Here is a 23,118-nt window from a genome sequence, read left to right as displayed (position 1 = left end):
ATGGAGTTTCTGACGCCGGAGCGCATCACCACCCAGTTGCAGGGCTGGCTGGCCAATGAAAAACCCGACTGGCGCGACATTGTCGTCCGCCCGCTGAACGTCACGCTGGGGGCAGGATTTTCCGCCGATATCTTCTTTGTCGATGTCGATTATGTCGACCCCGCCGGGACACAGAACCAGACGCTGGTGGTGCGTCGGCAGCCGATGGACCTGGAGGTGGTGTTCGGCAGCAGCCTGGCGTTGCAGGGCAAGATGATGGCCGCGCTCTATGCGCGGGGCGACCTGCCCGTGCCGCCGTGGATCGGCATGTATCTGGAGTCCGACATTCTTGGCCTGCCCTTCCTGGTGATGGGCAAGGTCGAGGGAGAGTGCGCCAGGCAGAAGCCCAATTATAATCTGGACGGCTGGCTGGTGGAGATGACGCCGGACCAGCGCCGCGCCAGCTTTACCAACGCCATTTCCGCCTTTGCCAGCATGGCGACGATCGACTGGCGCGACGGGTTCGATTTTCTGGCGCAGCCCGAAAATGGCCAGCCGGGGCTGGACCAATATGTCGGCGCGCTGGAGGCGTGGCACAGGGCGGCGGGCCGGGGCCGGTCCATGCCGATCGTGGATGCGGCGATGGCCTATGTGCGGGCGAACATGCCCGACGATGCGGGAGTCAATGTGCTGTGGGGCGATCCCACGCCGTCGAATGTGATGTTCGCGCCGGACGGCAGCGTCAATGCGCTGATCGACTGGGAACTGGCCGCGCTTGGCCCGGCGGAGCTGGATCTGGCCTGGTGGCTTTATTTCGACGACCTGTTCGGGCGGCGTTTCGGCGTCACCCGGCTGGAGGGGTTGCCGAGCCGGGACGAGACGGTCGCGATCTGGGAAGCGGCGTCCGGGCAGAAGGCCCGGCATCTGGATTATTATGATATTGTGGCTGCGTTGCGCATGGCGCTGGTTGCGGTGGGCGCGTTCGACCGGCAGGTCGGGATCGGCAACATTCCGGCGACCAACAAGTCGCTGAACGACAATTTCATGACGCAATATCTGGCGGAAAAACTGGGCCTGCCGGTGCCGCAATTCGGCCCGGATTTTGTGGCGTTCATGAAGAATCTGACGCCGGTGGAGGAGGATGCGGCCTGATCGGGCGGGCGCCATTAGTAGACAGCAAGATGGACAGTCATGGCGACAAAGGCGTGATTTAATTAGCAGGCTAACGATTAAATGAACAAGTCTTGTTTATGTGTCGATGCCAGGCAAAAGGGCGGCGGGGGAAGCATCCCCCGCCGCCCTTTGCGCAACCGTCGAGCGGGATCAGAATTTCTTGAGGTCGGCGTTCGACAGGCTGGTCGTCACGCCCTTTTCCCCGGTGCTGAGCGTCGCGGCGGGGATGGTGATGAACTTGCCGCGATAGATGACGCGGACAGCGGCAAGCGCGCCATCGTCGGCGGTCACAACCTTGTCGACCTTGCCGATCTTGGTCCCTTCGGCGGAAAAAATCGCTGCGTTGCGATCGACAGCGGGCGCCTGCGCCAGCGCGGGCGTAGCCATGGCGAGGGCGGCGAGCGTGATTATCATCTTCATGTCCAATATCCTCTTGTCGATTCTATCGACCTGTTGGCGCAGGCCGGAGACAGTTTCAAGAGAAAACCAATACACATAGGAAAGATTCTGTTCTATCTGTACTGATACAGGATAAGGCCCGATGATGGCCAAAGCAGGGGCGAGGATGAAAATGACGGGTTTTGGCGCACGCGACCGCTGGTTTCTGCTGTTGCTGGGCGCGATCTATATGTTCAATTTCATCGATCGCACCATCATTGCGGTGGTGGGGGAAGCGATCCGTCACGACCTGCAACTGAGCGACCTGCAACTGGGCTTGCTGGGCGGGCTGGCTTTCTCCTTCTTCTATGCGATTCTGGGCATCCCGCTGGCGCGGCTGGCCGAACGCTACAGCCGGGTGCGGATCATCGCGGCGGTGACGCTGCTATGGTCATTCATGACGGCGCTGACGGGCATGGCGGGCAGCTATATTCAGTTGCTATTGTGCCGGATGGGGGTGGGCGTGGGGGAAGCGGGTTTCACCCCGGCGCTGGTGTCGATGATTTCCGACCGATTCGACGCCGGGCGGCGCGCAGTCGTCTTTTCGCTGATCGCGCTGGGCGTGCCGCTGGGCGGGGCGATCGCGGCGATCGGCGGCGGCGCGATCGCGCAGCATTTCGGCTGGCGCATGGCATTGGTGGCGGTCGGTGCGCCGGGCCTGTTGCTGGCGGCGCTGCTGTTCCTGACCATCCCGGAACCTGCCCGTACCGACGCGGGCGACCGGGCGGACACACCGCCCTTCGGCGCGGTGCTGCGGCGTCTGGGCCGGTCGCCCGCTTTCCTGCATCTGACCTTTGGCAGTGGTTTCGTCGGCATGGTCGGTTTTGGCACAAACCTGTTCCTGATCCCGCTGCTGGTGCGGCGATACGACCTGCCATTGGCGCAGGCGGGGATGATATTCGCCCTGTCGTTCAGCCTGGCGACGATGGTGGGACAGGTGAGCGGCGGCTATCTGATCGGCCATCTGATTCGCCGCGACATGCGCTGGGGCGGGTGGGCGCCCGCGATTGCGGTGGGAATCGCGTTGCCGCTCTACCTGCTGGCGATACAGCAGTCCGACTGGCGCTGGCTGATCGGTTTCCTGTTCGTCGCGACCGCGCTGCTTTATGCGTTCATCCCCGCGATCATGACAATAACGCAGTCGCTGGTGGAACCACGGATGCGCGCGTCGGCCGCCGCGCTGCACAGTTTCGGGCAGACGGTCGCCGGACTGGGGCTGGGGTCTGTGATTTTGGGTTATCTGAGCGACCGGCTGGCCGTCTTTCTCTATGCCGGCGACTATGCCGCCGATTGCCGGACGGGGCAGCCCGCGCCCGCCTGTCTGAGCGCGGCGGCGGATGGGTTGCAGTTGAGTATGCAGTTGGCCGCGTTCGTGCTGTTGCTGGCGGTGGGCCATTATCTGCTGGCGGCGCGGCGGTTGCCACGGGCGGCAAATGCGTCGTGATTGGCGGCAAAGCTGTCGATGTTCGGCCACCGCGTTCGGTGCGGGATGACGCCGGGGCCATGGCTGTGTCAGGCTGTCGCCATCACGACCACAGTATCGCTAACAAGCGACGGAAAGGATGTTGAGGATGAAGAATGCAGGCGTAATCGGATTGGGACAGATTGGGGCGGGCGTCGCCATCTGCCTGGCGCGCAGCGGCCAGTTGGCGGCGGTCTATGACGTGCGGGCCGATGCGTCCGACACGCTGGACGGCGTGCCCGCGGTGGTGGCCAGCCCGGCGGAACTGGCGCGGCAGGCCGATGTCGTCATCATCGCGGTGGTCAATGCCAAGCAGACGGTGGATGTCCTGTCCGGTCCCGACGGCGTGCTGGCGCAGGCGCGGCCGGGGATGAGCATCGTGCTGGTCGCGACCGTTTCGATCGAGGATCTGAACGCGATTCGCGCGCTGACCGACGCGGCGGGCGTCGACCTGGTCGATTGCGGCGTAACCGGCGGTCCCAAGTCGCGCGAAAACGGCCTGGTCTGCCTGGTCGGCGGTACGGACGAGAGCGTCGCGCGGGTGCGCCCCGTGCTGGACGGCTTTGCCAAGCTGGTCGCGCATATGGGCGGACCGGGCGCGGGCATGGCGGCCAAGATCGCGCGCAACGTCATCGTGTTCGGCGGGCTGCGCGCGGGTTATGAAGCCGCGATCCTGTGCCGCAATGCGGGCGTGGACGTGCGCCAGTTGAGCGAGGTGATCGACGCCAGTTCCGACAGCGTGGGCGGGCCGTTGATGCTGGCGGTGCGCGACGATCCGGCGTCGAGTGAACAGGAAGCGGCGATCCGCGAATATACCCGCGCGCTGATGATAAAGGATCTGGACGCGGCGATCGACCTGGCGCGCAGCTATGGCATCACATTGCCGCTGATCGAATTGACGCGCCGCACCGACCAGGCGGTCGTGGGCATGGCCGATGTGATGGGAGAGAAGGCATGAAGGTCGACGAAGCACAGTGGCAGAAGGGTCTGGAGGTTTTCGACAAGGTCTATGGACCGGGCACGTCGGCAATGACGCTGCCGTTTCGCGATTCCGCCTTCAACCAGGAAATCGTGGGCAACCAGTTCGCGAATTTATGGGCCAGCGACATATTGTCGATGCGCGAAAAGCGGTTGCTGGTACTGGGCGCCACGGCGATGCTGGGGCGGGCCGATCTGGTCGAAATCCAGATGAACGGCGCGCTTATCAATGGCGAATTTACCGATGAGGAACTGGACTTCATGCCGCTGTTCCTGCTGTTCTACGCCGGGGCGGGCAATACGACCACGGTGTTCCGGGGGATAGAGGCGGCCAAGGCGCGGCGCGCGGAGCGTGAAGCGGCGGGCGAATAAGCCAGCGGCCATGACAGAAAAAGGGGCGGCCCGGTCGGACACGACCGGGCCGTTTTTCATGCGCCGGGCGCTGGCGACCGGCGGATGGCGCGCGACGCCATCAGCAGCATCAGGCCACCGGCGAAGGTGAACAGCATGGCGGTGCCGATGCCCCAGGCGACGCCTTCATTGCCGCCGACATAATCGCTGACCGCGCCGATCAGATAGGTGCCAGCGCCCACGCCGATCAGGTTGGCGCCCAGTTGCACCACAGACACGGCCAGCCCGCGCAGGCGCGGCCCGGCAATCGTGACGATGACGGCATAGATGGGACCATTATAGGAGGCGCTGAGGAAGCCGCAGGCCATCATCAGGACCAGCATGGGTTGCAAGTCCTGGACCAGCATGGTGGCGATGCCGGTGACGGCGGTCAGCAGCGGGATGAACGCGCCGAACAGGGCGGTGCGCGCCGGATCGAACCCGCCGCGCCGCCGGTTGATCGCGTCGATCACCCAACCCGCGAGGAACCCGCCCAGCGACCCCAGCCCGCCATAGGCGATGGCGATCAGTGTGCCTGCCCGCGCGATCGGCATGTCATGGACCCGGATGAGGAAGGTGGTGAGCCATGTGCTCATGCCGTAAATGCCCGCCGCGATCAGGACGATCGCGCCGATGCAGTAGAGCAGACCCGGCCGCGCGGCGAGCAGGCCGATGCGCTGCATCAGGCCGGCGGGATCGTCGCGTTGCGCCGGGGCGGGCGCATCGAGCGCGCCGCGCCTGGGTTCGCGCACGGTCAGCAGCAGGATGGGCGCCAGCAGCAGTCCCGGCACGCCCGCCGCGACGAAGGCCCAGCGCCAGCCGACGTTCTGGACGATCGCCCCGCCCACGACGAAGGCGATGGCCAGGCCGATGCCCGAACTCAGATACCAGATGCCGATGGCGGTGGCGCGCCGGTCTTCCCCGAAATAGTCGCTGAGCAGCGACATGCCGGTGGGCGACCCGCCCGCTTCTGCGGTGCCGACGGCGGCGCGGCCGATGACTAGCGTCCAGAAGCCGGTCGCCAGCCCGCACAGCGCGGTCGCCCCGCTCCACAACGTCAGCGCCGCGGCCATCAGGTTGCGCCGGTTCCACCTGTCCACGGCCATGCCGAAGGGCAAAGCGGCAAGCGCGAAGAAGATGCCATAGGCAAAGCCCGCCAGGATACCCAATTGCCCGTCGGTCAGCGCAAATTCACGCCCGACCGGCGCCAGCACCAGCCCGATGATGGCGCGGTCGATGCCATGGCAGGTTTGCGCCAGGGTCAATATGCCCAGCACATACCAGGGATAGCGGCCCATGGCGGTCGGCTTTTCCATCCGCGCCTTCATGCCGCGCACCGTCGTTGGATAGGGGGGATGTGCATGGCGGGCCTCTCCGTCTTTTTTGAATGGTGCAGCCTAACTGGCTGGCGGGTGCACGCCACCGGGGGCTGTGCCGTCGATGGGCCAGATCATGTCGCATATGGGCCATGGTCCTACCTACCCGAAGATAGAGGCCGAGCAGCGATGATCGGCTAGTGAAGGGGAAAGACAGAATAGAAACGGACGGAGGAAACCATGTTTCGACCGGAGAGCGACTGGACCGACCAGCAAAGGTTCGGCGTCAACAACTTCTATATCGAGGCGATGGCGACGATGGGTGACGCACGGGTGGACGTGCGCCACTTCAACTGGGTCTTGCCGTGCACCGGCGTGTTCAGCCCGGAAAAACATTATCTCGACTATTCGCTCGACAGCCAGCCGCGCCGCAGCATCGTCAGCATGGGCGGGCCGAACCGGCGCGCGGCGGCGGGCGACATCCTCTATATGCCGCCGCACCGCCAATATGTCGGCGAACCCGCCTTGCAGGAACGACATCTGGTCTGCGTCGCGCTGGGCGACATGTTTCTGGAGGAATTGTTCGAGGGCCGGCGCCCGCTTCAGGGGCTGGACCCGTGCGCGGATGTGCAGAATATCGCGATGCGCCGGATGTTCGAGGGGCTGGCGGCGGAACTGCGTTCGCCCGGCTTTGCCAGCCAGACGCTGATCGAATCCATGATGATGGGTCTGGCGGTCGAACTGGTGCGGCATATGGGACCGCAGGATCTGGGCGGCGGCGCGTCGCGGTGCGGGCGGCAGGTGCGCCATATCGTCGATTATGTGATGGACAATCTGTCCGGTCCGTTGGGCGTGGCCGACATCGCGCGCGGATGCAATATGAGCGTGCGCCATGTCGCGCGCGTGTTCAAGGACGGCACCGGCGTCAGCCTGGGCGAATTCGTCGCGCGCAGCCGCATCGCGCTGGCCAAGGAATTGCTGCGCGGCGACAGCAGCCGGATCAAGGAAGTCAGCTGGCGCTGCGGTTTCAGCAGCACGTCCGCCTTTTCCGCCGCATTTCGCGCGGCGACCGGCCAGACGCCCAAAGATTATCGCTGCCAGCCCACGCAGGTGCACTGACAGGCAAAATATCGGACGGCGGCCAAAATCTGTCGCCGCACAGTCAATCAGGATGCGGTCCCTGTCAGGCCAAACCGCACCCCGTTAAACCGCTGCTCGCAACACCAGACTGCACAAGCATCGCTCGACAAAAAATAATCAGGGAGGATTTATGAAGAAATCTGTCACTTTGGGAACTGTCGCCACCGGCGCGCTGATCGCCGCACTGGCGCAGCCCGCGCTGGCGCAGGCGCCGCAGACCGGCGCCGTCAGCGGCATCCAGGACATCGTCGTCACCGCGCGCCGGACCGAGGAAAGCCTTCAGACCACGCCGATCGCGGTCACGGCGCTCAACCCCGAAGCGCTGACCACCGCAAAAGTCGAGACGGTCGTCGATCTTCAGCGCACCGCGCCGGGCCTGGTTATCGGCCGCGGTTCTGCAGGCGGCGACGGCATCGTGTTCGTCGCCATTCGCGGTCAGGGCAACCTCCAGCCGATTTTGGCCAATGATCCGGCAGTCGCCACCTATATCGACGGCATCTATATTCCCCGTCCGTCGACTGGCATGACCGATCTTCAGGATATTCAGCGACTGGAAGTGCTGCGCGGGCCGCAGGGCACATTGTTCGGCCGCAACACGACCGGCGGCGCGATCAACATCATCACCAGCGATCCCGACGATCAGCTGAGCGGCATGTTCAAGGCCGAATATGGCAATTACAACAATCTGGGCGTGTCGGCGAGCGTCAACGTGCCCTTGGCGCAGGATCTGGCGATCCGCGTGAGCGGCGCGATCAACGACCGCGAAGGCTATGGCACCAACCCGCTCAATAACCGCGATTTTTCGGACAACAAATCGAAATTCCTGCGCGGCAAGCTGAAATATGACGGCAATGGCTGGGATGTGACGCTGTCGGCCGACTGGAATCGCCAGACCAACCAGGGTCAGCAGACGGCGCTGTGGACTTTCAACCCCGCGATCGTTCCGGCGCCGTTCCAGCCCGGCCTGACCGCCGGGCTGCTCAAGAAGGCGAACTGGTGGGACAATACCGCGACCGGCACGTCGATCGCGGCGGGGATCGGCGCGCTGACCCCCGAAGCGCAGGCGCTTTACGGAGTGCAGCCGTTCAACACGTTGGAAGTCTATGGCTTTTCCGGGACGATCAATGTCGAACTGGGTGGGTTGAACCTCAAATCCATCACCGGCTATCGCCATTCGATGAATTATGGCCTGAGCGATACCGACGGCACGGCCGTGCCGCTGCTGGGCACCTTCGCCGGTTCGGGTTCCTATTATGTGTCGCAGGAATTGCAGATTTCCGGCAATATCACCGACAGCCTTAGCTTCATCACCGGCGCCTATGCGGGCAAGGAAAGCGGCTATGAGTTCAGCCGGTCGCAGATTTTCGGCGGTCTGATCCGCGATTCCAACGCGGACGTCACCAACAAGACGTTCGGCCTGTTCGCCCAAGCCTATTATGAGCTGACACCGACGCTGCGTGCGGTCGGCGGTTTCCGTTATACCTGGGACACGCGCGACAGCGTGCTGCACAATGCGCAGGTTCTGGGTCGCCCCTATGATGTCCCGGTCGCGGGCACGCCCACCGGCATCAATTGCACCGTGACGCCGTCTGAGCCAGTGACCGCCACGACCTGTAACCAGGTGCAGAACGCCAAGTTCAACTATCCCGCCTGGAATCTGGGCATCGACTGGCAGGCGGCGGACAATATTTTCCTCTATGCCGCCACCCGTGGTGCGGCCAAGGCGGGCGGATGGAATTTGCGCGCCGGCGGCCTGCCCGCCTTCGCCCCGGAAAAGGTCAAGGACGTGGAAGCCGGTTTGAAAATCGACCTGTTCGACCGGCGGGTGCGGTTCAATACCGCCATCTTCCATACGTGGAAGGACGACAATCAGGCGATCGTCAACAGTTTCGTCCCTGGCATCGGCGTGACCCAATATATCCAGAATAACGGCAAGGTCCGAATCTGGGGCATCGAAAACGAACTGACCGTCGTGCCATGGGAAGGCATGACGCTGAGCGTCAATGGCAGCTTGCAGGACGGCAAATATGTCAAGGGGACATTCAGCGAGACTCAGGTCATTGCGGGCAGCGGCTGCACCAATCCCGAAGGCGTGGTCAATGGCTGCGTCGTCGATCTGAGCGGCCTGCCGTTGCTCCAGACGCCCAAGAAGCAGCTGAACATCAGCGCGACGCAGAAAATCCCGCTGGGCGGCGGCACGCTGGCCGTGACGGGTGCCTATGCCTATATCGGCGCACAGCATTTCGACGCGGTGAAGGCGGCGGATCAGGCGTCGGCGGCGACCAAGGCGGCCTATGATGTCGAAAACCGGTTGGGTCGGGTGCCAGGCTACGGCATCTTCAATGGCCGTATCGCCTTCCAGCTGGAAAATCCCAATGTCGAAATCGCGGTTTATGGCCGCAATATCGGCGACAAGAAATATCTGCTGCGCCGCTTCCCCGATCTCTATCGGACGCTGGGCATCGCGGCCGCCTATGTCGGGCAGCCGGGCACCTATGGCGTGGAAACGACGTTCAGATTCTGATCGGCCACGGCTGATCGGATAAAAGGGGGCTATGGGAGAAGGCTTTGACGCAATCGCCTTCTCCCGGACGCTCGCACACGGAGATTGTCGGTATATGAAGCGGTTGGAAAACAGGGTCGCGATCGTAACGGGCGGGGGCGGCGGCATCGGCGCGGCGGTGGCCATGCGGATGGTCGCGGAAGGCGCGCGCGTGGTGATCGCCGACCTGTTCGAGGATGCCGCTACCCGCGCCGCGCAGCCGCTGGGCGACAAGGCGCTGGCGGTGCAGTTCGACGCCGCCGACCCGGCGTCGGTCAAGGCGATGGTGGACCGTTGCGTCGATCATTTCGGGCGGCTGGACATATTGCACAATAATGCGGCGATGACCGACCCGGCCAAAAGCCCGCAGGACACCACCGCCGTCGACATTCCCATCGGCATCTGGCGCGAAATATTGGACGTCAACCTGACCGGCTATCTGCTGGGGTGCAAATATGCGATTCCCCATATGGTTGCGGGCGGTGGCGGATCGATCATCAACACCGCGTCCAATTCGGGCACGGCGGGCGACCTGGCGCGCATCGCCTATGGATCGTCCAAGGCCGCGATCATCGGCCTGACCAAATATGTCGCCACCCAGCATGGACGGCAGAATATCCGGTGCAACAGCATTGCGCCGGGCGTGGTGTTGACCCCGGCGCTGGAAAAGACGGTGCCGGGCCTGAAGGACATCATCAAGCGGCACATATTGACGCCCGAATTCGGCACGCCGGAAGATATAGCCGCGCTGGTCGCTTTCCTGGCGTCGGACGAAGCGCGCTACATCACGGGAGAGAATATCTCGATTTCCGGCGGCGGGCTGGTGCATCAGCCCCATTATGCCGACCTGCTGGCTTTCATGCAGGCGGCGGACTGACCATGGCCGCCGCCTGCCGATCCCTAATGCGCGGTCCGGTGGAAATAGCGGATGGTCAGCCGCCCGCCATCGACCTTGTAGGTTTCCAGGCTCGGCAGGGTGACGATGCCGTCCGGCGTCTGGAGCCGGTTGAGCACATAGGCCGCGCCTTCCGACCCGTTGACGATCACCTCGACCGGATCGGTCGTGCACTGGCCGCCATATTGCGTCCACATATCGGTCATGGCGGCCGGTCCGTCCACCGCGGGGGTGCCGACATATTCTATGGTGAAGCCGTCCGGTCCGAGCGCTGCGAACAGCCGGTCCAGTTCGTCCCGCTTGCCCTCGTTCCACAATCGGTAATTGTCGCGGATCGCCTGTTCCAGATCCAGCGTCGCTGCCTCGTTCATGTCCATCGCCTCCTGTCGTCGCGGTCCATCCGCGTCGCGGCCAGATTGGGGCAGGCGGCATGTGCCGCACCTGTCTTTGGCAAGGACATTTTTCATCCCGTTCCCGTTCGGAGATTTATATGACCGCACTCGCACAAAAGCCCCTGCCGGACCATGTGCCCGCGCATCTGGCGATGGCCCTGCCGCTGTTCGCGCGCAAGGTGACCTACGACAATCCGCAGGACGTGCTGATCCCGCAAATGCACGCGGAATTGCCGCCGATCACCTATGTCACCAATATCTTTCCCGGCGACCAGCCCGGATGGCTGCTGAAAAATGCCGACGACGTGCAGGCGATGCTGCGCGACGCGGATAATTTCACCAAGAACGGCATGGGCAAATGGGCGCAGAATATCGGTGAAAACTGGCTGGTGATCCCGACCGAGGCCGATCCGCCGGTCCATACCGGCTATCGCAAGGCGCTCAATAGCCATTTCGCTCCGCAAAAGATGTTCGCCATGAAGGAACAGGTGCGTGAACGCGCCCGCGCCTTGATCGAGGAATTCAAGGACAAGGGCGAATGCGATTTCATCGCCGATTTTTCCGAGAAATTCCCGATCTTCATCGTGCTGGACCTGCTGGGCCTGCCGCAGGAGCGGATGGCAGAATTCCTGAAATGGGAAAAGGAACTGCTCCACAGCAATGACTGGGAAGTGCGCGGCAATGCCGTGCGCAGCGTCAAAAATTACCTGATGGAGGAAATCGAGGCGCGCCGGGTCGCGCCGCGCGACGATTATATCAGCAAGATCTTGACGTTCGAGGTGGACGGCCGCCTGTGGAACGACGACGAGGTGCTGGGCCATTGCTTCAACCTCTATATCGGCGGGCTGGACACGGTCACGTCGCTGCTGGGCAATATCTTCAACTATCTGGCCGCAAACCCCGACAAGCAGGATGAATTGCGCGCCAACCCGTCGCTGATCGTGCTGGCTGTGGAGGAGTTTCTGCGCGCCTTCGCGCCGGTCACGGCGTTCCGCATCGCCACCAAGGTGATCGAAATTCACGGGCAGACGATCATGCCAGGCGATTATGTCGCCTTCTGTTCGCCGGTCATCGGCCGCGACCCGGCCTATTATGAAGATCCGCAGGCGATCCGGTTCGACCGCAAGGCGCCGCATATGTCATTGGGCAGCGGCATTCACAAATGCCTGGGGATGCATCTGGCGCGACTGGAATTGCAGATCGCGGTAGAGGAATTTGTCGGCATGTTGCCGCAATTCCGGGTCAAGGACGGGTTCAAGGTGCCCTATTTCGTCGGCAACATCCTGCACGTCCCCGACCTGCACCTGCAATGGGGGTGAGTCCCGTCATCGTCGAGGTTGACGAAGAGGCCGTGGCGTCGCACGAGAAGGCGTGACGCCGAAGGATAGCCGCGCATGATAGAAATCACCCCCTTGACGGGGATTGGAGAGGTTCGTCCGGGCGATGATCTGGCGGCTTTGCTGTTGGCCGCGATGCAGCGGTGCGGCATGGAGCGCCATCATGACGATGTGCTGGTCGTCACGCAGAAGATCGTTTCGAAGGCGCAGGGGCGTTTCGTCGTTCTGGATGACGTCGTGCCGGGGCAAGAGGCGCAGCGGCTGGCGGCGATCACCCGCAAGGATGCGCGACTGGTCCAGCTGGTGCTGGACGAATCCACGGCTATCTTGCGGGCCGTGCCACATGTTCTGATCGCCCGCCACCGGTTGGGCCATGTCATGGCGAACGCAGGCATCGACCGGTCCAATATCGGCGCAGGGAACGGCGATCGCGCGCTGCTCCTGCCGGTCGACCCGGATGGAACGGCGGCCCTGTTGCACCGGCAACTGGACATGCCGGTGGTCATATCGGACAGTTTTGGCCGACCATGGCGCATGGGTGTGGTCGCGGTCGCCATCGGCGCGGCGGGACTGCCCGCGCTCGACGACCGCCGGGGTGAAATGGATCGCGACGGTCGCACGCTGGAAGTCACCCAGATCGCGCTGGGCGATATTATCGCGACCGCCGCTTGCCTGGCGACGGGCGAGGGGGCGGAGGGTATTCCCGCTGCGGTGATCCGGGGCTATCCGCTGCGGGGCATGGCCCGACCTGCCGCCGATCTGGTCCGCCCGGTGCACGAGGATCTGTTTGCATGACACAGATCGTGGTTCTGACGGGCGGGGTAGGCGGAGCCAAGCTGGCCCTGGGCCTGTCCCATATCCTGCCCGACGGCGCCTTGACCGCGATCGTCAATACAGGCGATGATTTTCGTCATCTGGGCCTCCATGTGTCGCCCGACGTTGATACTTTGCTCTACACGCTGGCGGGCAAGGCCAATGCGGCGCAGGGTTGGGGGCGGGAAGGGGAAAGCTGGGCTTTCATGGCGGCCGTTCGGGAATTGGACGGGCCGGACTGGTTCGCGCTGGGCGACGGCGACATGGCGTTGCATGTGTTGCGCACGCATAGGATGGCGCAGGGCGAATCCCTGTCCCAGGTTACGGCCAGCTTCGCCGCCCGATGGAATATTGCGAGCCGCATCATGCCGATGAGCGACGATCCCGTTGCGACGATGCTGGCCACCGATGACGGCCTGATGGAATTTCAGCGCTACTTTGTCGAACAGCGGTGCGCGCCGGTCGTCCGCGCCATCCTGTTCGAGGGCGCTGAAAAGGCGAGGCCCGCTCCCGGCGTCGTGGACGCGATCCTGTCCGCCGACGCGGTGCTCATCGCGCCCTCCAATCCTTTTTTGAGCGTTGACCCCTTGCTGGCGGTGCCGGGCGTGCGTTCGGCGTTGGCGCGGACGTCTGCGCCGGTCGTCGCCGTCTCCCCGCTGATCAATGGTAAAGCGGTGAAGGGGCCGACGGCGAAACTGATGGGCGAACTGCACATGCCTGTCGATAATGACAGCATTGCGCAGCATTATGCCGGATTGATCGACGCCATGCTGATCGACAGCGGCGATCCGTGCGATGGGACGGACATCGCCATTGCGCGGTGCGCCACATTGATGACGACGCTTGCCGATAAAATGCGGGTGGCGCAGGCGGCGTTGGACCTGGCGACCCGGCTGCGCGCCTGATGCAATGGAATGTGATCATCCCCTGGAAGCAAGGGCCCGACACCAAGTCGCGGTTGGGCGGTGTGCTAGATGCGCGACAGAGGATGATGTTGGCGGCGGATATGGCCCGGCGCGTGGTTGGTTGCGTGGCGGAAGTCGAAGCGGTGGGGATGGTGCGCCTTCTGGCGCCGGCCGCTCCCCTTGACTGGCCATGCGCCTGGGTGCGGGATGAAGGAAGGGGATTGAACCGCGAACTGACTGCGGCGCGCCTTCGGTTCGGGACATCTCGTTTCGTCGTGGTTCATGCCGACCTGCCCAAATTGGTCGCTGGCGACATCGCGCGTCTTCTGGCGGCCGCGGAAGATGCCGGCGCGGCTTTCGCGCCGGATCGCCATGGCCAGGGGACCAATGCTGTAGCTTTGGCCGATGTCGATCCGTTTGCGTTCGCCTTTGGTCCGAACAGTCTTGCCGGTCATCGGAGCCAGCGATTGCAGGCGGCGATCGTTGAGACTGAGGGCCTTGGTTTCGACATTGATGTGCCCGAAGACCTCAGGGGCATATCTGCGGGGCGAATTTTGTCATAGTGGGGACGAAGCCGACTGTCGGCTCCCCTCTCAATCAACATAAACTTCGGTGCCCGGGCGGTGGAGGGCGGACGGGGCCACTGAACGACCGTTGAATTTAAGAGGGTGTGGCCGGGTCGATTGCGTTTCATCGCCAAGATAGATTATGGCGGCAGACCATGAACCAAAGAGGGAAATAATGGCTGCGTCAATTTCCGAGGATGAACAACGTGAGCATTTCGCTTATTGCGTTCAACTATTTGGTGGCGTCACCGCTTTTTCGCGGCGCCTTGGGATAGACGAGAGGGCCATTCGCCGCTTCATAAATGGCGAGCGACCTATTGGCGCCGGTCTTCTGGACGACACGGCAAAGGCCTTGCGCCTGCTCGTCGCTGAAGCAACCGCGGCCGAAGAACAGATCGCGGCCATGTTGAATATTCGGGCCTTATAATCGAATTATTGACGATTGAGCCGTGGAAAAAGCCAGCGTGCGGTAACCGGATATGACATAATGCCCGGACCTTCGACTATGTCGGTGCGCTGGCGGCGTGTCCTGACCCGCCTGTTCAGCCAGACCGGCTGGCAGCCCGCGCTGATCGCCGAATCGCATATGTCGATCCACAGCTGGCCCAAACATGGCTATGCCGCCATCGACATTTTTCTAAGCGGCGCGCGCCATGATTCGGCGGCGGCGCTTGCGACTTTGGCGGATCATCTGGCGCCAGAGCGCATAACCTGGACCATGGTGCGTAGGGGGTGACCCCGCGGATGGCGCGATCCTGATGAAGGCGTCCAGGGAATATGCCGAAACCATCGACATATTCCCTGACAGGCGCGTTCAGGCCAGTTTGCCGAGCAGGCTGTCCACCGCGACCTTGGCGTCGCCGTAGAACATCCTTGTATTGTCCTTGTAGAAAAGCGGGTTTTCGATGCCGGAATAGCCGGTGCCCTGACCACGCTTCGACACGAAAACCTGCTTGGCCTTCCACACTTCCAGCACCGGCATACCCGCGATCGGCGAGTTGGGATCATCCTGCGCCGCCGGATTGACGATGTCGTTCGATCCGATGACGATCACGACGTCGGTCGAAGGGAAGTCGTCGTTGATCTCGTCCATTTCCAGCACGATGTCATAGGGCACCTTGGCTTCGGCCAGCAGCACGTTCATGTGGCCCGGCAAGCGGCCCGCAACGGGATGGATGGCGAAACGGACATTCTTGCCCGCGGCCCGCAGCTTGCGGGTGAGTTCGCTCACGCTCTGCTGCGCCTGCGCCACCGCCATGCCATAGCCCGGCACGATGATGATGCTGTCCGCATCGTTGAGCGCGGAGGCCACGCCATCGGCGTCGATCGCGATCTGCTCGCCCTCGATTTCCGCGGCCGGGCCGGTCGTGCCGCCGAAGCCCCCCAGGATCACCGATACGAAGGACCGGTTCATTGCCTTGCACATGATATAGCTCAGGATCGCGCCCGAAGACCCGACCAGCGCGCCGGTGACGATCAGCAGGTCGTTGCCCAGGGTGAAGCCGATTGCGGCCGCAGCCCAGCCGGAATAGCTGTTGAGCATCGAGACGACGACCGGCATGTCCGCCCCGCCGATGCCCATGACGAGGTGGAAGCCGATGAACAGCGCCAGCGCCGCCATGGCGAGCAGCACGGTCAGTTCGCGGCCTTCCACGCCGATATCGCCGACATACATCACCATCAGAACCAACGACGCCAGCAGGGCGGAAGCGTTGAGGACATGGCCGCCGGGCAGCTTCTTCGCCTTGCCGTCCAGCTTGCCCGCGAGCTTGCCGAACGCGACGATCGATCCGGTGAAGGTGACCGCACCGATGAAGATGCCGAGAAACGCCTCGACCTTGAGGATGTTGATCTCCACCGGCGTCTTGTGCGCGAGCAGGCCGGCAAAGCCGGTGAGCGCTTCACGCGCGGCCGGATCGAGCGCATTCACCGTTTCCAGTTCGAAATGCGCGTTGAAACCGATGAAGACCGCCGCAAGCCCCACGAAGCTGTGCAGCGCGGCGACAAGCTGGGGCATTTCGGTCATCTGGACTCGCATCGCCACGATCCAGCCGATGACGGCTGCGACGGCGAAGGTGCCGGCCACGATCGGCAGATTGGCCGCGCCAGGGCCAAAGAGCGTCGCCAACACGGCCAGGGCCATGCCGGCAATGCCGTACCATACGGCGCGCTTGGCGCTTTCCTGATTGGAAAGGCCGCCCAGCGACAGAATGAAAAGGACCGCGGCCGAGAGATAGGCTGCGGACACCACACCGGTATCGAACATGAAATCCACCCCCTTAGGACCGCTGGAACATGGCCAGCATCCGGCGCGTGACCAGGAAGCCGCCAACGATATTGATCGACGCGATCAGGATCGAAATCGTCGCCAGAACCAGAATGATGGTGCTGGATGACCCGACCTGGAGCATGGCCCCCACCACGACGATGCCCGAAATCGCGTTCGTCACCGCCATCAGTGGCGTATGCAGTGAATGGCTGACATTCCAGATCACCTGAAAGCCGACGAAACAGGCCAGCACGAAGACCGTGAAATGGGCCATGAAGCTGGCGGGCGCCACGGCGCCGACCGCGATCAGCACGATCGCGGCGACGATCAAAGTCGTGACCTGCGACCGGGTCTGCGCCTTGAAGGCGGCGACGTCCTTCGCCCGTTTCTGTTCGGGCGTCAGTTCCTCCGCCTTGGGTTTGGGCTTCTGGGCCGCGATCGCCTTGATCTTGGGCGGTGGCGGCGGGAAGCTGACCTCGCCTTCAAAGGCGATGGTCGCGCCCCGGATTACGTCATCCTCCATATTATGGACGATCACGCCATCCTTGCCCGGCGTCAGGTCGAACAGCATGTGGCGGATATTGCTGGCGTAGAGCGAACTGGACTGCGCTGCCATCCGGCTGGGGAAATCGGTATAGCCGATGATCGTAACGCCATTTGGCGAAACGATCTTCTCGTCCGTGACCGTCAGCTCGCAATTGCCGCCGCGTTCCGCCGCCAGATCGACAATGACCGATCCAGGGCGCATGGCCTCGACCATGTCCTTGGTCCAAAGGACCGGGGCATCGCGCCCCGGAATGAGCGCGGTGGAAATGACGATATCGACGTTCGGGGCCAGTTCGCGAAATTTCTTGAGCTGCGCTTCGCGAAATTCCGGGCTGGACGGGGCGGCATAGCCACCGGTCGCCGCGCCATCCTGCTGTTCCTCCGAAAAGTCGAGATAGACGAACTGCGCGCCCATCGATTCAATCTGTTCGGCGACTTCCGGCCGGACATCGAAGGCCAGCGTGATCGCCCCAAGCGACGTCGCCGCGCCGATCGCGGCCAGGCCGGCGACGCCCGCGCCGATCACCAGCACCCTGGCCGGCGGCACCTTGCCCGCTGCGGTCACTTGGCCCGTGAAGAAGCGTCCGAAATTGGCGCCCGCTTCGATCACGGCGCGATAGCCCGCAATGTTCGCCATCGAGGACAGCGCATCCATCTTCTGCGCGCGCGAGATGCGGGGCACCATGTCCATGGCCAGCACATTGGCGCCAGTCGCGCTGATCGCGGCCAGCTCGTCGCTGCGCTGTCCAGGATAAAAGAAGGAAATGAGGGACTTGCCCGGTTGAAGGCGCGCGGCCTCTTCTGTTTCGGGCGGACGCACCTTGACGATGACGTCAGATGCCGCCCACAATTCGCCAGCGGTTGCAACCACCTGCACGTCGGCAGCGCGATAACTGTCGTCGTCGAAGCCGGCTGCTTGGCCCGCGCCGCTTTCGACAAGGCATATATGGCCCAGTTTCTGCAATTGCAGAGCGCTGTCGGGCGTCAGCGCGACGCGCGCCTCGCCTTGCGCCACTTCTTTGGGTGCACCTATTCTCACTCTGGCTTCCTCCCCCTCTTTTTTTAGCGCGGATGTGATCCAGCCGATGCGCTAATGGTCGATCGATCGCCATAGCGCTATAGTGAAAGACTTGAGGGCATAGAAGGTGAAGTTTAGCGCTTCGGCCGATGCATCATGCGCTGTCGGGCGAAAATGCGCGTCGGCTCGATTGGCGCTCTGCGCTCCTGCCAGAGAGCTTCCCGGCATTCTCATGGACCGGCCCGTCCGCGCGCCAGGACGGCGGATTTCCGGACACCGAGAAAGGGGGCAGGATCGAAATCCCATTCCCGCCTTCGTTCGGTCCACGCTGATCAGTAGCGGTAGCCGAGTGGGAAGCCATAGTCTTGAAATCGCGGTAGTCGGCGACGTTGGTGATGGAAAAGGCGTCGCTCAATTCCCAGTTGAAGGTCGCCGTGTATGACTGGCTCTTGCTATTGACCGACGGCGGTTCATCGCTGCCCAGGTCGCGGGGTTTGGTCGCGATACCGGCCGGACAAAGCGGCGCAAGGCGCGCGACGCCGGTGCTGCTGCCGGTGGTGGACGTATTTGCGCCCACGGCGCGGATAAAGACCTTCGCCTGGTCGAAGTCGTTGCCGAAGGTGACGGACGGCGCTCACCGCCGATACCGCGACGCTGACATCCTGCAACGACTGCGCGCGCTTTTGCGCGGTCACGATGATTTCGTGGCTTGCGCCATGGCCAGCGCCATCGCAGACGCCGAAATAGACATATGCTTTCGCAGTTTCGACATCATCTCTCTCCCTGTTTTATCACCGTATCGCCCGGCATCATCGTCTTTTACCCCCGACATCGCCGTGCATCCACAAAATGTCTGCCAAGGGATACAAATCGCTATTTTACATGGGATTTGGTAGATCGATCGATCTGCGGGACGGGGCTTCGACGCCACGAAAAGTTATGCTAGCGCGTCCTGATGAAGAAGCATGATCCAGCGAGCGGTTCGAACGACGAGGGATCGGGGCGCCGTCGCCAGATATTGGAGATCGCGGCGCAACTGTTCGCGAAAAAGGGATATCGCGGGACATCCATGCGCGACATCGGCGAGCAGGCCGGCGTGTTGGGCGGGTCGCTTTATCACCATATCAAATCGAAGGACGCGCTGTTCGTCGAATTGCACAATGCCGCGCTGGACGCCGCCGAGAGCAGCATCGCCCAGGCTGTCCGCGCGCAGGACGATCCATGGGCCAGGCTGGCGGCGGCCTGCGCGGCCTTGCTGGAAATCCAGCTGGCGCCGGATTCGCTGACGATGCCGATGATGAACGATTTTCGCGAAGTGCCCGATGCGGTGCGCCAACAGCTGATTGCGCGGCGTGATCGGTTCGAAGAGGTTTTCCGATCGCTGGTCGCGGGCCTGCCGCTGCCGTCGCATATCGACCGGTCCGTCTACCGCAATCTATTGTTGTCACAGCTTAATTCAGCGTCGAATTGGTATCGCGCAGGACGTCTGGCGCCCAACGACATCGCCGCCCAGATCGTGTCGATCTTCCGGCACGAATAGGGTGTTCGCTGTAAACCCGCCATCCTGTCCGGCCCATTGGAATTGACTGTAACACATGTTTGGTGTAGTTGCGGCGCTGCGCTTTGAGGAGAGGCCCGATGTTCAGTTATGTTCCGCCGATCGACGATTACCGCTTCCTGCTGACGCAGGTGCTGCGCTTTGACGCGGCGATGGCGGAGACAGGTCAGGCGGTCGACGCCGACCTGGCGGTCGCGGTGCTGGAGGAAGCGGGGCGGATGTGCGCCGATCGGCTACACCCGCTCAACCGCCATGGCGATGAAGAAGGTAGCCGCCTGGTCGATGGAAGCGTTATCACCCCCGCCGGCTTCGCTGACGCATGGCGCGATTTCGTGGCGGCGGGATGGGCATCCATGTCGGCCGATCCGGCCCATGGCGGGCAGGGCTTGCCGTTCATCCTCCAGCTCTGGTTGGACGAGATGCTGTCGGCGACGAACCTGTCCTTCGGCCTGTTTCCCGGCCTGACCCGCGGGGCCTGCGAAGCGATTGCGGCCCATGCTGACGATGCGCTGAAATCGGTCTATCTGCCGCGAATGGTGAACGGCGAATGGACCGGCGCCATGGCGCTGACCGAAAGCGGCGCAGGCACCGACCTCGCCCTGCTCAAGACCAGGGCCGTTCCGCAGGGCGATGGCAGCTTTGCCGTGACCGGACAGAAAATCTTCATTTCGTCGGGCGACCATGATTTTGGCGGCAACATCGTCCATCTCGTGCTGGCGCGCCTGCCCGATGCACCGGCCGGGGTGAAGGGAATCAGCCTGTTTCTGGTGCCCAAATATCTGCCCGACGCGGACGGCGAATTCACGATGCGCAACGGCATGTCGGTCGGCGCGCTGGAAAAGAAGATGGGCATCCATGCCCAGCCGACCTGCGTGATGAATTATGACGAAGCGACCGGCTGGCTGGTCGGCGCGCCGAACAAGGGGCTGGCCGCCATGTTCACGATGATGAACGCGGAGCGGCTGATGGTCGGCATCCAGGGACTCGGCGTCGCCGGCGCGGCCTATCAGCAGGCCGCGGGTTACGCCAAGGAGCGGCTCCAGGGACGCAGCGCCGATGGTGCGCGTGGGCCGGTGGCGATCATCGACCATGCCGATGTGCGGCGGATGCTGCTCAACATCCGCACCTTTGTCGAGGCCGGGCGGGCATTGGGCGGCTGGACCGCGCTCCAACTCGATCGGGCGCATCATCATCCCGACGCCGCCGAGCGGGCGAAGGCCGACGCGCTGGTCGCGCTGTTGACGCCGGTCGTGAAGGCCGCCTTCACGGATTTCGGTTTCGACAGCGCGGTGCAGGCGCAGCAGGTGTTCGGCGGCCATGGCTACATCCGCGAATGGGGCATGGAGCAATATGTGCGCGATGCGCGCATCGCGCAAATCTATGAAGGCACCAATGGCGTGCAGGCGATGGATTTGGTCGGGCGCAAGCTGGCGATGGCGGGCGGCGCCGTGGTTGACGGCTATTTCGACCTTATCGCGGCGGATGTGGACGCGGCCGGCGCTATTGATATCGCGATCAAGACGCGCGCGGCGTTGGCTTTGTTGCGTACCACCACGGCATCGCTGCAAGGCGCGCATGGGGATGCTGCGGGCGCTGCGGCGGTCGATTATCTGCGCCTTTTCGCGCTGGTTTCGATGGGATGGATGTGGACGCGCATGGCCGTGGCGGCGCAGGGCGACGATGTGTTGCACGCCGGCAAGCGTATCGTCGCCGACTTCTTCGCCCAGCGGATGCTGCCGCAGGCGCAGAGCCTGGCGGTCAGCATCGCGGCTGGCGAAGCGTCGATCATGGCGCTGGGCGCAGACTGCTTTTAAGCACGGCTTGATCGATCCGAAACCGCTTAGCAGCCAGGGGGAGGGCGCTGCGCGGTGCCGCTTGACCGGCTTGGGGCAATATCGTGGATCGGCACGATCGGCCTGTGGCGTCACGACTGCGCGCAAAATGCCACCAAAGCAGATCGCCATCGGCTAGGGCTATCGCTGCGCAGAGCGGGGGAATGCTGTCTCCATGGCCGGCGTCCGCCTCGTCTCGTCGCATCGATAGGGAACTGTTAACTTTCCTGTCGAAGAAAGGCGCCATGGAGAGAAGGCAGGAGATTGACGGCGGACGACCGGTGCGGACCTGGTTCAACCGCGCCGCCGCGCCTGCCTTGCCCGATGCGGTCTATCGCGACCTCGTCTCCGCCCTCTTCACCATGACTGCGCCGATCGCGGGATTTGGCATCCTCTATGCGCTGGTCGGATCGCTCATCTACATCAAGTGGCACGATGGCTGGATCGCCGCCCTGACCGGCATTGCGATTGCGGTGACGATCGGGCGCGTCCTGTTGATCCGCGCCTATCATCGCGCCGGCGGCGCGGATCAGGACGTTGCGCGCCTGGGGCGTTGGGAAGGGCGCTACGCCATCCTCACTTATGCCTTCGCGCTGCTGATCGCCGCGCTGAACCTGTGCGTCCTGATGGCGCACGAACCACTCGTCCATCTGGCGACGGTCAGCCTGGTCTTCACCTTTGGCGCAGGCATCGTGTCGCGCAACGCCGGTCGGCCGACATTATGCGCGATCAGCGTGTCGTTGGCGGTGCTGCCCGTCGCGTTCGCGATGTTCGTTCATGCCGCAAGCGATGATGGCGAGAGGCTGCACACCGAATTTTTCACGCTCGAAGCCCTGCTCCTCATCACGGTGGGGTTGATGAGCCTGGCGTCGGCGCGGCATCTCTATGGCGCATCCGTCGAACATCTCACCGCCAAACATGATCTGGGCAAGCTCGCCCGCTTCGATCCGTTGACCGGCCTGCCCAATCGACTGCTCCTGCGCGAATCCTTTCAGGCCAAGCTCAAATCCGCCCATGCGACCAGCCAGCTGGCGATTCATTATCTGGACCTGGACGGATTCAAGGCGATCAACGATCAATATGGCCACCCCGTCGGCGACAGGATGCTGGTGGAGGTCGCGGATCGGTTGGCGTCGGCGATTCGAACGCAGGATGTCGCGGCGCGGCTGGGCGGCGATGAATTCCTCCTGATCCAATCCCATGTGCACCATGCCGATCAGGCCGAACTGCTCGCGCGCAGGGTGATCCGGCAATTGAGCGAACCCTATGTCATTGACGGCGTCGCCATGCGCATTTCGGTCAGTATCGGCATCGCCCTGACGCCCGAACATGGCCTCGACATGGAAAGGCTGATGGGATGTGCGGACGCGGCCCTCTATCGGTCCAAGGCCAAGGGAAAGGCGCAGGTGCAATTTTGCGGTCCCGAAGATGTGCAGGATGAGGGCCGGGCGGTCGCCTGACGGCCAAAATGCCGCAATCCATGCAATATTCCCGAATGGTTGATGAAAAATCCCAATAAGCGGGATTATTTATCGGCGACAATCCCGCGCGCGGCCGGGATAGGGTTGG

The 23,118-nt window shown here is 63.1% G+C and carries 22 protein-coding genes; 17 read left to right on the top strand and 5 right to left on the bottom strand.

The annotated features are described in order from the left end of the window. Positions 1-1,131, top strand: coding sequence for a phosphotransferase family protein (locus sphantq_RS19190; protein ID WP_129926260.1), 1,131 nt, complete (start codon positions 1-3; stop codon positions 1,129-1,131). 171 nt (positions 1,132-1,302) lie between these two features. Here the strand turns inward: sphantq_RS19190 and sphantq_RS19185 are convergent, their stop codons facing one another. Continuing rightward, positions 1,303-1,572, bottom strand: a complete 270-nt coding sequence (locus tag sphantq_RS19185; RefSeq protein ID WP_066607853.1) for a hypothetical protein — start codon at positions 1,570-1,572, stop codon at positions 1,303-1,305. Between the two features lie 151 nt (positions 1,573-1,723). On the opposite strand from sphantq_RS19185, the gene sphantq_RS19180 reads away from it, so the two are divergent. The 3 genes from sphantq_RS19180 to sphantq_RS19170 all read left to right on the top strand — a co-directional run bounded on the left by sphantq_RS19180 (position 1,724) and on the right by sphantq_RS19170 (position 4,402). Further along, positions 1,724-3,034 carry an MFS transporter gene (locus sphantq_RS19180; protein WP_165363585.1) on the top strand — a complete coding sequence of 437 codons (1,311 nt, stop codon included), beginning with the start codon at positions 1,724-1,726 and terminating at the stop codon, positions 3,032-3,034. Between the two features lie 127 nt (positions 3,035-3,161). Then, positions 3,162-4,010, top strand: a complete 849-nt coding sequence (locus sphantq_RS19175; protein WP_066607857.1) for an NAD(P)-dependent oxidoreductase — start codon at positions 3,162-3,164, stop codon at positions 4,008-4,010. After that, positions 4,007-4,402 (top strand): carboxymuconolactone decarboxylase family protein, encoded by a 396-nt coding sequence (locus tag sphantq_RS19170; RefSeq protein WP_272800455.1) that lies wholly within the window; start codon positions 4,007-4,009, stop codon positions 4,400-4,402. The genes sphantq_RS19175 and sphantq_RS19170 overlap by 4 nt, the downstream gene beginning before the upstream one ends. A gap of 56 nt (positions 4,403-4,458) precedes the next feature. Here the strand turns inward: sphantq_RS19170 and sphantq_RS19165 are convergent, their stop codons facing one another. Continuing rightward, complete coding sequence (locus tag sphantq_RS19165) at positions 4,459-5,736, bottom strand: MFS transporter (RefSeq protein ID WP_272800454.1); 1,278 nt, start codon at positions 5,734-5,736, stop codon at positions 4,459-4,461. A 240-nt stretch (positions 5,737-5,976) separates the two neighbouring features. Here sphantq_RS19165 and sphantq_RS19160 point away from each other — a divergent pair, with 240 nt between their 5' ends. From sphantq_RS19160 to sphantq_RS19150, 3 genes are all read left to right on the top strand, one after another. Next, on the top strand, positions 5,977-6,855 hold the full coding sequence (locus sphantq_RS19160) for a helix-turn-helix domain-containing protein (protein WP_066607864.1): 879 nt from the start codon (positions 5,977-5,979) through the stop codon (positions 6,853-6,855). A 151-nt stretch (positions 6,856-7,006) separates the two neighbouring features. After that, positions 7,007-9,400, top strand: coding sequence for a TonB-dependent receptor (locus sphantq_RS19155; protein ID WP_066607868.1), 2,394 nt, complete (start codon positions 7,007-7,009; stop codon positions 9,398-9,400). A gap of 94 nt (positions 9,401-9,494) precedes the next feature. Next, complete coding sequence (locus tag sphantq_RS19150) at positions 9,495-10,295, top strand: SDR family NAD(P)-dependent oxidoreductase (RefSeq protein ID WP_066607871.1); 801 nt, start codon at positions 9,495-9,497, stop codon at positions 10,293-10,295. Positions 10,296-10,318: 23 nt separating this feature from the next. Here sphantq_RS19150 and sphantq_RS19145 read toward each other — a convergent pair whose 3' ends face one another. Next, positions 10,319-10,684: a nuclear transport factor 2 family protein gene (locus sphantq_RS19145; protein ID WP_129926264.1), complete on the bottom strand. Its 366-nt coding sequence runs from the start codon at positions 10,682-10,684 to the stop codon at positions 10,319-10,321. Positions 10,685-10,803: 119 nt separating this feature from the next. Here sphantq_RS19145 and sphantq_RS19140 point away from each other — a divergent pair, with 119 nt between their 5' ends. From sphantq_RS19140 to sphantq_RS19115, 6 genes are all read left to right on the top strand, one after another. Continuing rightward, positions 10,804-12,024 carry a cytochrome P450 gene (locus sphantq_RS19140; RefSeq protein ID WP_066607874.1) on the top strand — a complete coding sequence of 407 codons (1,221 nt, stop codon included), beginning with the start codon at positions 10,804-10,806 and terminating at the stop codon, positions 12,022-12,024. 75 nt (positions 12,025-12,099) lie between these two features. Next, entirely contained in the window at positions 12,100-12,837 is a 738-nt protein-coding gene (gene cofE / locus sphantq_RS19135; protein WP_129926265.1) for a coenzyme F420-0:L-glutamate ligase, read from the top strand. Next, entirely contained in the window at positions 12,834-13,760 is a 927-nt protein-coding gene (gene cofD / locus sphantq_RS19130) for a 2-phospho-L-lactate transferase (RefSeq protein ID WP_066607879.1), read from the top strand. Before cofE ends, cofD begins: the two co-directional genes overlap by 4 nt. After that, a complete protein-coding gene (gene cofC, locus sphantq_RS19125; protein WP_272800453.1) occupies positions 13,760-14,323 on the top strand; it encodes a 2-phospho-L-lactate guanylyltransferase in 564 nt (187 codons plus the stop codon). Before cofD ends, cofC begins: the two co-directional genes overlap by 1 nt. 178 nt (positions 14,324-14,501) lie before the next feature. After that, positions 14,502-14,753, top strand: coding sequence for a hypothetical protein (locus sphantq_RS19120; protein ID WP_066608717.1), 252 nt, complete (start codon positions 14,502-14,504; stop codon positions 14,751-14,753). A gap of 60 nt (positions 14,754-14,813) precedes the next feature. Then, positions 14,814-15,062 (top strand): S-adenosylmethionine decarboxylase family protein, encoded by a 249-nt coding sequence (locus tag sphantq_RS19115; protein WP_272800452.1) that lies wholly within the window; start codon positions 14,814-14,816, stop codon positions 15,060-15,062. A gap of 78 nt (positions 15,063-15,140) precedes the next feature. Here sphantq_RS19115 and sphantq_RS19110 read toward each other — a convergent pair whose 3' ends face one another. Then, on the bottom strand, positions 15,141-16,592 hold the full coding sequence (locus sphantq_RS19110) for an NAD(P)(+) transhydrogenase (Re/Si-specific) subunit beta (protein ID WP_066607887.1): 1,452 nt from the start codon (positions 16,590-16,592) through the stop codon (positions 15,141-15,143). A gap of 13 nt (positions 16,593-16,605) precedes the next feature. Further along, positions 16,606-18,180 carry a Re/Si-specific NAD(P)(+) transhydrogenase subunit alpha gene (locus sphantq_RS19105; RefSeq protein WP_129926270.1) on the bottom strand — a complete coding sequence of 525 codons (1,575 nt, stop codon included), beginning with the start codon at positions 18,178-18,180 and terminating at the stop codon, positions 16,606-16,608. A gap of 374 nt (positions 18,181-18,554) precedes the next feature. On the opposite strand from sphantq_RS19105, the gene sphantq_RS19100 reads away from it, so the two are divergent. From sphantq_RS19100 to sphantq_RS19085, 4 genes are all read left to right on the top strand, one after another. Beyond that, a complete protein-coding gene (locus sphantq_RS19100) occupies positions 18,555-19,055 on the top strand; it encodes a hypothetical protein (RefSeq protein ID WP_272800451.1) in 501 nt (166 codons plus the stop codon). Between the two features lie 59 nt (positions 19,056-19,114). Continuing rightward, positions 19,115-19,699, top strand: coding sequence for a TetR/AcrR family transcriptional regulator (locus tag sphantq_RS19095; protein ID WP_129926271.1), 585 nt, complete (start codon positions 19,115-19,117; stop codon positions 19,697-19,699). A gap of 98 nt (positions 19,700-19,797) precedes the next feature. Beyond that, on the top strand, positions 19,798-21,531 hold the full coding sequence (locus sphantq_RS19090; protein WP_272800450.1) for an acyl-CoA dehydrogenase: 1,734 nt from the start codon (positions 19,798-19,800) through the stop codon (positions 21,529-21,531). 263 nt (positions 21,532-21,794) lie between these two features. Further along, complete coding sequence (locus sphantq_RS19085) at positions 21,795-23,009, top strand: GGDEF domain-containing protein (RefSeq protein ID WP_272800449.1); 1,215 nt, start codon at positions 21,795-21,797, stop codon at positions 23,007-23,009. Positions 23,010-23,118: the final 109 nt, after the last annotated feature.

Origin of the sequence: Sphingobium sp. AntQ-1, assembly GCF_028538045.1 — a bacterium.
Taxonomy (GTDB): domain Bacteria; phylum Pseudomonadota; class Alphaproteobacteria; order Sphingomonadales; family Sphingomonadaceae; genus Sphingobium; species Sphingobium cupriresistens.
Note: the sequence above shows the minus strand (reverse complement) of the source record. Positions and strands in the feature narration are given on the sequence as shown.